This window comes from Desulfoplanes sp. PS50 (genome assembly GCF_053851535.1).
Genome location: NZ_JBSPZA010000002.1, coordinates 131,374 through 143,911, shown reverse-complemented (window position 1 = coordinate 143,911; position 12,538 = coordinate 131,374). Strand labels below are relative to the sequence as shown.

10 protein-coding genes are annotated in these 12,538 nt (G+C 58.1%); 6 read left to right on the top strand and 4 right to left on the bottom strand.

The window, feature by feature from the left end; all coding sequences use genetic code 11:
* Positions 1-110 precede the first annotated feature (110 nt).
* A complete protein-coding gene (locus ACTVJH_RS01950; RefSeq protein WP_455986913.1) occupies positions 111-2,267 on the top strand; it encodes an AsmA family protein in 2,157 nt (718 codons plus the stop codon).
* Between the two features lie 131 nt (positions 2,268-2,398).
* On the opposite strand, the gene ACTVJH_RS01945 is transcribed toward ACTVJH_RS01950, so the two are convergent.
* Positions 2,399-3,802, bottom strand: coding sequence for a sodium:solute symporter family protein (locus ACTVJH_RS01945; RefSeq protein ID WP_455986912.1), 1,404 nt, complete (start codon positions 3,800-3,802; stop codon positions 2,399-2,401).
* A 372-nt stretch (positions 3,803-4,174) separates the two neighbouring features.
* Positions 4,175-5,080 carry a DMT family transporter gene (locus ACTVJH_RS01940; protein WP_455986910.1) on the bottom strand — a complete coding sequence of 302 codons (906 nt, stop codon included), beginning with the start codon at positions 5,078-5,080 and terminating at the stop codon, positions 4,175-4,177.
* Between the two features lie 270 nt (positions 5,081-5,350).
* On the opposite strand from ACTVJH_RS01940, the gene gcvH reads away from it, so the two are divergent.
* The 5 genes from gcvH to ACTVJH_RS01915 all read left to right on the top strand — a co-directional run bounded on the left by gcvH (position 5,351) and on the right by ACTVJH_RS01915 (position 10,983).
* Positions 5,351-5,731: a glycine cleavage system protein GcvH gene (gene gcvH, locus ACTVJH_RS01935; protein ID WP_455986908.1), complete on the top strand. Its 381-nt coding sequence runs from the start codon at positions 5,351-5,353 to the stop codon at positions 5,729-5,731.
* Positions 5,732-5,845: 114 nt separating this feature from the next.
* Complete coding sequence (gcvPA, locus tag ACTVJH_RS01930; protein ID WP_455986906.1) at positions 5,846-7,180, top strand: aminomethyl-transferring glycine dehydrogenase subunit GcvPA; 1,335 nt, start codon at positions 5,846-5,848, stop codon at positions 7,178-7,180.
* A complete protein-coding gene (gcvPB, locus tag ACTVJH_RS01925) occupies positions 7,177-8,616 on the top strand; it encodes an aminomethyl-transferring glycine dehydrogenase subunit GcvPB (RefSeq protein WP_455986904.1) in 1,440 nt (479 codons plus the stop codon). The genes gcvPA and gcvPB overlap by 4 nt, the downstream gene beginning before the upstream one ends.
* 107 nt (positions 8,617-8,723) lie before the next feature.
* Entirely contained in the window at positions 8,724-10,085 is a 1,362-nt protein-coding gene (locus ACTVJH_RS01920; protein WP_455986902.1) for a dihydrolipoyl dehydrogenase family protein, read from the top strand.
* Between the two features lie 274 nt (positions 10,086-10,359).
* Positions 10,360-10,983 (top strand): Maf family protein, encoded by a 624-nt coding sequence (locus ACTVJH_RS01915; RefSeq protein WP_455986900.1) that lies wholly within the window; start codon positions 10,360-10,362, stop codon positions 10,981-10,983.
* An 85-nt stretch (positions 10,984-11,068) separates the two neighbouring features.
* On the opposite strand, the gene ACTVJH_RS01910 is transcribed toward ACTVJH_RS01915, so the two are convergent.
* Together ACTVJH_RS01910 and ACTVJH_RS01905 are read right to left on the bottom strand one after the other, a co-directional pair.
* Positions 11,069-11,422: a DUF3024 domain-containing protein gene (locus ACTVJH_RS01910; protein WP_455986898.1), complete on the bottom strand. Its 354-nt coding sequence runs from the start codon at positions 11,420-11,422 to the stop codon at positions 11,069-11,071.
* Positions 11,423-11,431: 9 nt separating this feature from the next.
* On the bottom strand, positions 11,432-12,535 hold the full coding sequence (locus ACTVJH_RS01905) for a type I restriction-modification enzyme R subunit C-terminal domain-containing protein (protein WP_455986896.1): 1,104 nt from the start codon (positions 12,533-12,535) through the stop codon (positions 11,432-11,434).
* Positions 12,536-12,538 lie beyond the last annotated feature (3 nt).

The following is a 12,538-nucleotide window of genomic DNA, read 5'->3' as shown; positions in this document are numbered from 1 at the left end:
TCTGTCAAATTCCCATAATTTCCTTGACAAAAATTGCAGGGCCTTCTTTAGTGGAGACCGGGTGTTGATCATGCTTTTTCATTGTGTTTCCACAGCCTAGGAGGTTGTCCATGCGTGCCCTGAAAATCATTCTCATCATTCTCGCTGCCCTGGTCGTCCTTGTTGGCGGCTCCCTGGCAGCGATTTTCCTGCTGGTCGATCCCAACGATTACAAGGACGATATTGCCGCCGTAGTGACCAGGGAAACCGGCAGGGAGCTCTCCATCCCCGGGGACATCAGTCTTTCCGTGTTTCCCTGGCTCGGACTCGAAATGGGCCGGGTCAGCCTGGGCAACGCGCCCGGTTTTTCCGACCAGGTGTTCGCTGGAATCGACAAGGCCGAGTTGCGGATCAAGATCATGCCCCTGCTGAAAAAGGAAGTGCGCATTGGAACCATCGTCCTGGACGGATTCCAACTCAATCTGGAAAAAAAAGCCGATGGCACCACCAATTGGGCTGATCTGGGCAAAAAAGAAACAACTCAGGACGAATCGGCCGCTTCGCAGGAAGCTCAGGCAGCGACCTCCCCTGATGCCAAAAAAGACGGGCTGGCCCTGGCCGCCCTGACCGTAGACGGGGTCCGGATCACCAATGGTCGGGTCACGGTGCAGGACATGGCCAAAAAGACGACCACCGAACTGGGCAACGTGGAGATGTCCGCCGAGCAGATATCCTTTGGCTCTCCCTTTTCCCTGTTTTTCGGGTTCGACCTGCAGCTATCGGAACCCGAACTCAAGTCGCGTATCACCCTGAACGGCCAGCCCCTGGTCGATCCCCAGGCCGGAACCTACACCGTGCAATCAGCGGACCTGAACATCACCGGGACCGGCAAGGCCCTTCCCGGGGGGACCATGGATCTCAATCTGAAAACCGACCTGGCCGCCGATCTCACCAAAGAAACCCTGACCATTTCCAACCTTGTCCTGACCACCTACGGACTCAATCTCCAAGGCCGGATCGACGGCCAGAAGATTCTCGCACAACCCGCCTTCACCGGGGAACTGCATCTCGCCCCCTTCAATCCCAGGGAACTCATGCAGATCATGGGGCTTCCAGCTGTGGCCACGGCCGATCCCACCGCCCTGACCAGGATGCAGACCGATCTGAACTTCACGGCCGGACTCGACCAGGCCTCCCTGACCTCCCTGACCCTGCTTCTGGATGACACCACCGTACAGGGAAGCGCAGATGTCAAAAATTTCTCCAGACCGGCAATCGTCTTTGGAGTGGATGTGGACGCCATCGATGTGGACCGCTATCTGCCCCCCAAAAAGGACAAACCGGCCGATAACAAGCAGCCGGCAGAACCCAAAACCACTCAAGCTCAGCAGCAGGCAGACCAGCAGCCGGTGCCCCTGGGTCTGCCCATGGACACCCTGCGAAATCTGGACGTCACCGGCAAGCTGACCATGGGCACGGTCACGGTGAGCAAGCTCAACCTTTCCAAGATCCTGGTCCATCTTGTGGCCAAAAACGGACGCATCACCATGGACCCGATCTCCGCGAATCTGTATGAAGGCATATTTGGCGGTACCGCCCTGCTCGACGTGAGCGGAGCCACCCCGACCATAAAGGTGACCGAAGAACTCTCCTCCATGCAGGTCGGTCCCCTGCTCAAGGACCTGACCGGCAAGGACACCCTGACCGGAACCACCAGGAGCTCGGCATCCCTGACGACCTCCGGGATGAATGTGGACGAGTTGAAGGCCGGGCTGAACGGCAATCTGGCCTTTGATTTCAGCAACGGGGCCGTCAAGGGAATCAATCTGCCCAAGATGCTCAGGGACGCAGTGACCCGGATCAAGGGCGGAACGCCCGATCCTTCCGAGGTCAACCAGACGGATTTTGCCGCCCTGAACGGAACCGCACGCATCACCAACGGGGTTCTCGATAACAGGGATCTGCTCATGATGTCCCCCCTCATGCGGGTCAATGGGGCGGGAACCGTGAATCTGCCCAAAGAAGGCCTGGATTACCTGCTCAAGGCCACCGTGGTCTCCAGCCTCAAGGGACAGCAGGGCGAACCCCTGTCCGAACTTGCCGGACTGACCGTGCCCGTGCGCATCACCGGTAGTTTCGACAAACCGGCCTTCAAGCTGGATATCGCCAGTCTGCTCAGGGACAAGGGGGTTCAGGAACTCAAGGAAAAGGTTTCCGAAAAGCTGTTCAAGGACAAAAAGCCCGGGGAAATCGACCCGGAAAAAACGTTGAAGGGATTATTCAAGTAGACTGCCAGGACCGATTGGTTCTTATGGACGGTGTATCTCCACGCTCACCTCTTAAGCAAAAAACCAAAAAGGCTGCCCAATCGGGCAGCCTTTTTGGTGGAACAAACGTACACATCATGGTGGGCTGAAAATCACTCCCCCCATCCGGATATCAATCCGGTCCGTTCAATCACCCCTGCGAGCCAGAATGCGGCCATGTTGGTGAACACACCGACCACCAATCCATCGAATCCCCCGGGAGAACCGAGCACCTGATTCCACGTGATCACCCCCAGGATACCGCCCGCTGCACCCGATGCAAAGGTGAACAAGGATCCCTTGAATCCAAGGATGGTTGCGGCCAGGGGTACAAGGATGATCGGTGACCAGAAATTGTAGGCATAAATGAGCAGATCGAGCAGACTTTCTATCCTGATGGCGAAAAAAATGGCCAGTCCCCCGGTGACCAGGGTGGTCAGACGGGCGTACCACAACCCTTTGCTGGGGGTGAGTTTTTCCCTGCGCAACGGATTCACGATGTCATTTATAAATGCAATGGACGCGCTGTTCAGAAAGGAATCCGCCGAAGACATGACCACGGCGATGATCGCGGCGATGACCAGGCCTCGCACCCCCAGGGGCAGGGCATGATTCACCACATAGGGAATGGACAGGTTCGGATTGAGCTCGGGATTCATGACCAGGGCGACCAGGCCGATCAGGCCGGTGATGGCGAAAAAGGGAATGGAAAACAGTCCGCTCCACAGGGTTGCCCTGCAGGTCCCCTGAATGTCCCGGGAGATGAACAATCTGCGCACATAGGGCGGAACCAATGTCTCGCCCAGGAGAAAGGTCAGGAACAGAGAGAGGATATGCGGCCAGGACAGGTTGCCGAAGATACGCAGATGATCCGCCGGGACCCGGGTTTCAAAGACATCGATCCCGCCGATAGCCGAAAGTCCCAGAAACAAGGCCAGGGGCATGCCGATGGCCAGAACCGCGAACTGGAGCACATCCGTGGCCACCACCGCCCGCATCCCGCCGACGGTGTCGTAAATGATGATGATGGTCATGCCGATAAAAATACCTGCAGTCACCGGAATTCCCAGAAAAAGATTGAACAGGTAGCCCATGCCCCCGATCTGGGCCCCGAGAATCCCTGCGCACAGAAATACCGAGAAAATGCCGGTCACGATCCGCCCGGGTCTGCCGTAGGCCGGTTCCATGACATCACCCACGGAAATGGCATCGGGATACCTGCCCATGTGGGGGGCGATATACCTGGAGACCAGAATCTCCTTGAGGCTGAATCCCCACAGGACCACGATATTGACGATCCCCAGGGTGAAGACCTTTTCCGCATTTCCCATGGTGAACCCGCCCCCGATGAACGAGGCGGACAGGGTCGCGGCAATGATCAGAGGATTGTAGGATCGCCCGGCAACCGCATACTCCTCGAGATCCCCGACATTACGTCCCGCCCACAGCCCCACTAAAAAAACACCCAGAAGATACAGGCAGATGACAATAAGATCGATGGTACACAGCTCAGTCATACGGAATGCTCCTTGAAAATGCCCGGACACCCAGTCTCTGTCCCGACCTGCCCGGTTCGTGATTGCGACTCACCGAAATAGACCTCGGAGATCGAGTGCACAAAAAAAAAGGGCGGACCCCAAGGAACCGCCCATCGCCTTTATATGACTCCCGGAAGCAATACCACCAGAAAAACGCATCTTATCACAACAATCTCACATCGATTCATACATATTGCCCTGAACAGACTCCGGTCCACGGACTATCAGATCACTGATTGCGAACCCACAAAACATACCAGCATATCAGATAGGGCCAATTACAAAAAAGTCAGGAGCCTGTCGAGATCATCAGTGGCTTTGTTCCCATACCCTGCTCATCTTGAAACATCTTTACAACGTGCATGATTTGCCTGCATCCCCCGTGATGCGCTTCCCCGGCCACTCGGCCAGAACCATGGCCCCGAAAATGAACAAGGCCCCGACCCAGCCCCATTGCCCGAGGCGTTCGTGGGCGAAGAGATGGGCGTACAGAGCGCCAAAGACCGGTTCCAGGCAGAAAATAAGCGCGGTCTTTACCGGGGAGGTATATCGCTGCATGGATGTCTGGACCAGAAAGGCAAAAACCGTGGCGAACAACACGCAAATGGCCATAGCCCATGCAATGTCCGGTTCCCAGAAGACAATCTCGTGCCCCCTGCTCCAGGCGCAGATATTGGAACACAGGGCCACCATGCTGATCTGCACGGCCGTGAGCCAGTAGGGATCACAATTTCGGACAAACCGGGCTGTATAGATGATGTGCAGGGCAATGAACAGGGCGCAGATAATGACGATGAGATCTCCCTTGTTCGCATTCATGGTCCCCCCGGTGCAGAGGAAAAACAGCCCGGCCCCGGCCAGAGTCACACTGGTGCCGAGTTTCAGCCCCAGGGGTCTGCCAAAAAAAATTCCTCCCAGCACCGGAACCAGGATGACGTTCAATCCGGTGACAAAGGCCGTGTTGGAGGCGGTCGTGAACAAGAGTCCGATGGTCTGAAAGGCGTATCCACCGAAGAGAAGCACCCCGAGCACACCCCCCTTCCAGAGGATGTCCGGCGAGAATCCCTGACGTCGCTGCAGGCAGAACGGCAGCAGGAGCAGGGCTGAAAGGGTGAACCGTTGGCCCAGAAAGGCGAACAGATCCACCTGGACGATGGCGTCCTTGACCAGGGTGAAGGTGAGCCCCCAAAAAAAGGTCACCACCACGAGCATGGCCTCGGCAGCCCAGGGATTGTCTTGGAAAAAGGAGGGTTTCATGGTGGAGGAGCCTCTACGACACCCGGTTCAATACGGCAAGTGTTTGCGCCGTGTTTTCAGGATTTTTCCATTGCACTTTGAAGGCAGAAACTATAGAGCAATGATGTTTTTTCATTGCCTGCCATGGTGCCTCCGGCATTGTGTACCATGGCGGAAGGGATGCACCATAAACGGGGACACAACAGGACGAACGCTTTTCGCGATCGCGGTTCCCCGGTATTCCGCATCGACGCTCATACTACGACTCACTCACATCACGGAGGATGGATCATGATTCCCGACAATCTTTTGTACAGCAAATCTCACGAATGGGCCAAAATTGATGGCGACGAAGCCCTTATCGGCATTAGCCAATTCGCCCAGGAACAGCTTGGCGACCTCACCTTTGTGGAACTCCCGGCACAGGGTCAGGGAATCACAGCCGGTGAAGAAATGGGCACGGTCGAATCCGTCAAGGCGGCCAGTGAAATCTACGCCCCGATCACCGGAGAGGTCATTGCCGTGAACAACGATCTGGAAGACGCCCCGGAAATGGTCAACCAGGATCCCTACGGCCAGGGCTGGCTGATCAGAATCAAGATCACCGAGCTCCCGGACGACCTGCTTTCACCCGCCCAGTACGAGGCCCATCTCGCCGAGCAGGCCCACTAGGAGATATCCCTGACCTGCGCCTGACGGCCTCCCTTCGTTTTGAAAGGAAACCACCACCAATCAAGGCGTGCCCCAGTGGTCCGCCTTTCTTTTTTGAATCATTGGAGCGCTCTCATGCCCTATATTCCGCATACCCCAGACGAACAGCAGGAGATGCTCGCCGCCATCGGCGTCCCGGATCTGACCGCTCTGTTCGCGGACATTCCCCGGGACCTGCATCCCGCGAGCTTCGACATCCCCGAAGGCCAAAGCGAGATGAGTGTTCTTGCCCGCATGGAAGAGCTTGCCTCGCGCAACAGCACGAACCTGACCAGCTTTCTCGGGGCCGGATTCTACGACCACTACACCCCGGCAGCCATCAAGGCCCTCTCCTCGCGGGGAGAATTCTTCACCGCCTACACCCCCTACCAGCCCGAGGCCTCCCAGGGGACCCTGCAGGCCATTTTCGAATACCAGACCTCCATCTGTCGTCTGCTGGACATGGAGTATTCCAATGCCTCCCTGTACGACGGGGGAACGGCCATCTACGAGGCCATGATGATGGCGGTGCGCAAAACCAAGAACCGGTCCACCATCCTGGTCTCCGAAGGGGTCAACCCCATCTACCGGACCATGCTCGACTCCTACACCACCAATCTGAACCTGGAGTTGATCACCATTCCTCACAGGGACGGACAGACCGACGTCCAGGCCATGACCGAGAGACTGGACGCGGACATCGCCGCGATCATCGTCCAGAACCCGAATTTCTTCGGCTCGGCCAACGACTTCACCCGGCTTTTCGAGGCGGCGCGTAAACAGGGGATCGTCTCCATCCTTTCGGTCTATCCGGTCATGCAATCCGTGCTGAAAACACCGGGGGAGATGGGCGCGGACATCGCCGTGGCCGAGGGCCAGTCTTTGGGACTGCCCCTTTGTTTCGGCGGCCCCTACCTGGGCATCATGACCTGCAACAAACCACTTATCCGGCAGATGCCCGGACGGATCGTGGGCAGAACCGAGGACGTGGATGGCAAAACCGGATACGTGCTCACCCTGCAGGCCAGGGAGCAGCATATCCGCCGGCACAAGGCCACCTCGAACATCTGCTCCAACCAGTCCCTGTGCGCGGTCTGCTCCCTCATGTACCTAGCCCTGCTCGGCCCCGAGGGACTCAAACGCACGGCCGAACTCTCCATGCAGCAGGCCCATTACGCGGCCAAGCGGCTGACCGCCATTCCCGGCGTCTCCCTGTACAACACGACCCCCTTCACCAACGAATTCGTGCTCACACTGCCTTGTGAGGCATCCACCGTGGTCAACGGACTGGTAGACAGGAAATTCATCCCCGGCTTCCCCCTGGGGCGCTATTACAAGGGCATGGAGAACATGCTCCTGGTGACGTGTACGGAAAAGACTTCCAACCAGGACATCGGCATGCTGGCAGAACTCATGGGAGGTGTACTGTGAAAACCATGTTCGAGACATCCGTGCCCGGTCGCAAGGGCGTATGGCCCCAGGCCGCGAAAAAAACAGCGGACCATTTTCTCCCAGGCAACCTGCTTCGGTCCGGCAAACCCGGCCTGGCGGAATTGAGCGAGCTGGACGTGATCCGGCATTTCACCCGCCTCTCCCGACTCAATTACAGCGTGGACGGCAATATGTACCCGCTGGGTTCCTGCACCATGAAGTACAATCCGCGGTTCACCGAGGATGTGGCCGTGCTCCCGGGATTCGCCCGGCTTCATCCCCTGGTGCCCCAGATCCGGGGAGCGGGCAAGCTGACCCAGGGCGCCCTGGAGGTCATCTTTCATCTGGAGGAACTTTTGTGCGAGCTCACGGGCATGGCCGGGTACACTCTCCAGCCCATGGCCGGAGCCCACGGCGAACTCACCGGGGTCATGCTCATGGCGGCCTACCACCGGGACAAGGGGAATACAAAGACCAAGATCATTGTCCCGGACTCGGCCCACGGCACCAATCCGGCCTCGGCGACCATTGCCGGATTCGAGGTCGTGTCCATCGAGTCCAGGGACGGGATCATCGACCCTGTGGCCCTGGAGGCGGTCATGGACGACCAGGTGGCCGGAATCATGATGACCTGCCCGAACACCCTGGGACTCTTTGAACGCAATCTCCCCCAGATCGTGGCCCTGGCCCGCAAGCACGACGCCCTGCTCTATTATGACGGGGCCAATTTCAACGCCATCATGGGCAAACTCAGACCGGGCGACGCCGGATTCGACGTGGTCCATCTGAACCTGCACAAGACCTTTGCCACTCCGCACGGGGGCGGCGGTCCGGGTTCCGGACCCGTGGGCGTATCCAAACGGCTCCTGGACTATCTGCCCGTCTCCCGGGTCATCCGCCTGGAGGACGGCCAGTACTTTCTGGATTACGACTACCCAAAGTCCATCGGCTACATTGCCCCGTTCTACGGTAATTTCGGTGTCTTTTTGAAGGCCTACGCCTATATCCTCCGCCTGGGCAGACAGGGGATCATCGACGCCACGGAAAATGCGGTCCTTGCGGCCAACTATCTGCGCAAACGACTGGAAGACCATCTGGAGATCCCCTACAACCGGATCTGCATGCATGAATTCGTCTCCTCGGCGGTCAACCAGGCCAAGAACGGGATTCGGGCCCTGGACATTGCCAAGGCGCTTCTGGACAAAGGGCACTACGCCCCGACCATCTACTTCCCCCTGATCGTGCAGGAATGTCTGATGATCGAACCCACGGAGACCGAATCCAAGGAAACCCTGGATCTCTTTGTGGACGACCTGATCGAGATCCTGGCACGGGCACAAACCGATCCCGAATCCCTGCACCAGGCACCCGTGACCACCCCGGTCCGCCGCCTGGACGAGGTCAAGGCGGCCCGGTCCATGGAGTTGAAGGAATAAAGAAAAAGTGCGCAGGTCGCAGTGCGCAGCAAAAAAATCATAGGGACACCTTTTGTGGGTGCCCCTCCTGTAGACAAGTTTTCCATCCTCTGATTCCGGAGTGACCCATGCAAAGCTACGATCTGATCATCATCGGTTCCGGACCGGGCGGACATGCCGCCGCCCTGGCCGCTGGCCGGGCGGGGATGACTACCGCCCTTGTGGAATCCGGCCCGCTTGGCGGAACCTGCCTCAATTGGGGGTGCATCCCGACCAAGCTCTTTCTGGGGGCCACCGAGCCCATTGCCGGGATCAAGGCCCAGGAACGGCTCAGGCTGGCATCCGGTTCCATGAACGTGGATCTTTCCGCCCTGCAAAAACGCAAGAATGCCATTGTCACGGCCAGCCACAAGGCCATTGCGAACTCCCTGAGCACGGCAAACGTGGATCTGATCCAGGGGCGGGCGAGAATCGCCTCTCCCTCCTCGATCATCGTGAATAGCGGGACGGAAACGGAATACGGATTTGCCAGGCTCATCCTGGCCACTGGGTCGAGGCCCTCGTTCTTTCCCGGCATGGAGCCGGACCACACGACCATTCTCGATTCCACGGACCTCCTCGATCTTACGGAAACCCCCGCATCCCTGGCCATCATCGGGGCCGGGGCCATCGGTCTGGAAATGGGTCAGTTCTGGGAACGCATGGGCACGAAGATCACCCTGATCGAGGGTATGGACCGGGTCGCGCCCACCGAAGACCCGGAGATCTCCAAGGTTCTGGCCACGGCCCTCAAGCGGTCCAAATGGACGATCAGTACGGGAAAGAAGGTAGCAAAAATCACGGCGGAAAACGGTCAGGCCGTTATCAGCCTGGAAGATGGAACCGTTTTTAAGGCCGACAAGGCCCTGGTGGCCGTGGGCAGAAAACCCAATTCGGAGAGCCTGAACCTGGAGGCGGCGCATATCGCCCTTCAGGCGCGGGGATGGATCGACACGGATGAGTTTCTCCAGGCAGGAGAGAGCATCTATGCCATCGGAGATGTCAACGGCCGGACCCTGCTCGCCCATGCGGCATCGGATCAGGCCGAATACGTGATCAGACATATCCAGGGAGAAACAGGGGAGCCCTACGCCCCCGGACCGATCCCCGGATGCATCTATGGCTCCACCGAGGCCATCCGCACGGGATTCACGGCCGAGGAACTGGCACACCAAGGCAAGAAGGTGAACATTTCCACATCCATGCTCAGCGCCAACCCCATCTGCCAGTCCCACGGCGCAGCCGCCGGACTGATCAAGGTGGTCTGGTCCGAGGGCCGGGTCAGGGGCATCAGCGCGGCAGGCCATGGGGTCTCCCATCTGATCACCCTGTGCGAGGTGGCGGTCAGGGAAGGCTGGACCAGGGAAAAGGCGGAAGAGATTATCTTTGCCCATCCGACCCTGGACGAGGCATTGAAGCAGGCCCTGCTGGCGGATCAGGTGTCCATGTAAAACGTTGGGGTGATCACGAGGGCGTTCAAATATCGTGAGACGTTCAAAAGGACGATCACACGGATCGCAAGGCGTTCGAAAAGATCGTGAGGCGTTCGAAAAGATCGTGAGGCGTTCATAAAGGCGAGGGCGATCGCGAAGGCGTTCATAGATCGCGAAGGCGTTCATAGATCGCGAAGGCGTTCATAGATCGCGAAGGCGTTCATAAAGGCGAGGGCGAACACAAGGTTCGCCCCTACGTGCAACAATTAATATTTTTATCCTTCACCAATCCATGATTGATTTGATTATTCGCGGTCCGTTCAGGACCAATGATTCGCTCATTCTGGCCTCGGCCTCGCCCAGACGCCAGGCCCTGCTCAGTTCGCTGGGTATCCATTTCGAGGTCATCCCGGCCAGGACCAAGGAACCTGCGCCCGAACCGGGAGAGAATCCCGCCGCCTATGCCGAACGCATGGCCCTGTTCAAGACCGAGGAGATCGCCGCCAAACGGCCCGAGGCCGTGGTCATCGGCGCGGACACCATCGTTGTCCAGGGTTTGACCATCCTGGGCAAACCCCGATCAAAAAACGAGGCGCTGAGCATGCTCAACGGTTTGACCGGGACCACCCACGAGGTCATCACGGGATTGTGCATCATGCACAAAGCGGGCAATCGCTGCGTCCATAGCAGTGTCGTCACCCAGGTGGACATGCCCCAGAGGGATGAGGCCATCCTTTCGGCCTATGTGGCCACGGGCGAACCCATGGACAAGGCCGGAAGCTACGCCATCCAGGGAGTGGGCGGCTTTCTGGTCAGCGAAATCAGAGGCTCCTACACCAACGTCGTGGGCCTGCCCCTGGCGCGAACCCTGGAGGTTCTGCTCGCCTGGGACACTGTCCGCCCGCAAAAGGACTGAAACGCCCAACAACCTGCACATCTCTGGAGCCTACCCTTCCCGCGACCACGGGCATGCATGACCCATATCCGCCGATATCTCCGGGTTACCCGAAAAAACAGCAGTACACGTCTTCCTTGATCAGATCCAGAAACTCCTCCAGGGTCTGCACACTGAGGCAGGGTTCATAGGCAATCCACTTCCCGCTCCCACCCATCCAATAGACGTTCCACTGGTCCTGGGTCTTCACGTACCTGGCCCTGGCAAAGGGAATCCTGACCTTTTCCTTTGGCTCATCGTAATAGGGACGTATCTCGAACATCTCCACGGTCTGTTTGCCAGGCTCCACCTCAAAATCCCATTTTACCTTGTCATGCAGTTCCGGCGGCGGCCCCTGCAGGTCGCAAAACTCCTGGAGCAGTTTCTCGCAACGAAATTGTTCAAATTCACTCAGTGCCATAATGCAACTCTATCCTCTTGATTCAACGGGCAGATACAACTGCTTCTGAAACCCGACAAATACGTTTCTGATTATTTCCACACTTCCAAGAACCGCCCTGGCATCATGCATGGAACCGTATTTGATCTCCAGCAGATCCGGCAGGTTTTCCTGATCGAGTTCCCCTACGCCCTGGGCGACATAATGGCCCAGAACAAAGGAGAGAAATTCCTGTTGCCTGTCGTCATACCCGGCATAGATGCGATCCTTGTGCGTGTTCACCCGTTCTTCACGGGAAACAGGCGCCAGGGCAAAGGCGATGTAGGCGAGCACGTCATAGAGATCACTCTTATCGGCGTTGACGATCCGGCCGAGCTCCCGGAGCTGCCCGGTCCCGAACCCCTTTTCCTCGAGTCCCTGCAGCAGTTTTCTGCGGGTATCCGGCAGACTCCAGATGGCCCTCAGCTCGTCTTCATCCCTGAACAGCTCGGGCAGGGAGCCGTACAGGGCCTCAATGAACTGGGCCGAGGAGATGGGTTTTCCGTCCGGCCCCCAGAAACTGGTGGCCGTCATGTGCTCAATGATCCGCTCCTTGCCGTCGGCCAGTCTGTTCCGAATCTTCTCTTTTTTCAAGCGCTCCGTAGCAGGACGCGGTTCAAACTCTTTCAAGTCTTCATGAGCCGGAACGGACGGTCCTGGCGGCTCGGGCTCCACGGGTTCACCGTCCCATTCGGCATCGTTGAAATGCTCGTGGGCCTTCACGAAATCGTGAATGGTGAAATACTCCTTGCCCTCGAAGAGTCGGGTGCCCCGGCCGACGATCTGTTTGAACTCGACCATGGAGTTGATGGGCCGCATGAGCACGATATGGCGGACATTGCGGGCGTCCACACCGGTGGAAAGTTTCTGGGACGTGGTCAGAACCGTGGGGATGGTCTTTTCATTGTCCTGAAAGACCCGCAGCCAGCGCTCCCCTTCCGCGCCGTCATTGGCGGTCACCCGCGCGCAATAGTTGGGATCGCTGCTGGTCGCATACTGGTTGACCAGATCTCGCACGGCCGGGGCGTGGGGTTGGGTAGCGCAAAAAATCAGGGTCTTCTCGCGCGGATCGATGGTGTCCAGAAACAGCCGCACCCT

What these genes read in the sequence shown, in the direction of transcription:
- ACTVJH_RS01920 (WP_455986902.1), top strand. Translation starts at nt 8,724, where the DNA reads ATGCAAAGCTACGATCTGATCATCATCGGTTCCGGACCGGGCGGACAT.
- ACTVJH_RS01945 (WP_455986912.1), bottom strand. Translation starts at nt 3,802, where the DNA reads ATGACTGAGCTGTGTACCATCGATCTTATTGTCATCTGCCTGTATCTT.
- ACTVJH_RS01910 (WP_455986898.1), bottom strand. Translation starts at nt 11,422, where the DNA reads ATGGCACTGAGTGAATTTGAACAATTTCGTTGCGAGAAACTGCTCCAG.
- ACTVJH_RS01915 (WP_455986900.1), top strand. Translation starts at nt 10,360, where the DNA reads ATGATTGATTTGATTATTCGCGGTCCGTTCAGGACCAATGATTCGCTC.
- ACTVJH_RS01950 (WP_455986913.1), top strand. Translation starts at nt 111, where the DNA reads ATGCGTGCCCTGAAAATCATTCTCATCATTCTCGCTGCCCTGGTCGTC.
- gcvH (WP_455986908.1), top strand. Translation starts at nt 5,351, where the DNA reads ATGATTCCCGACAATCTTTTGTACAGCAAATCTCACGAATGGGCCAAA.
- ACTVJH_RS01940 (WP_455986910.1), bottom strand. Translation starts at nt 5,080, where the DNA reads ATGAAACCCTCCTTTTTCCAAGACAATCCCTGGGCTGCCGAGGCCATG.
- gcvPA (WP_455986906.1), top strand. Translation starts at nt 5,846, where the DNA reads ATGCCCTATATTCCGCATACCCCAGACGAACAGCAGGAGATGCTCGCC.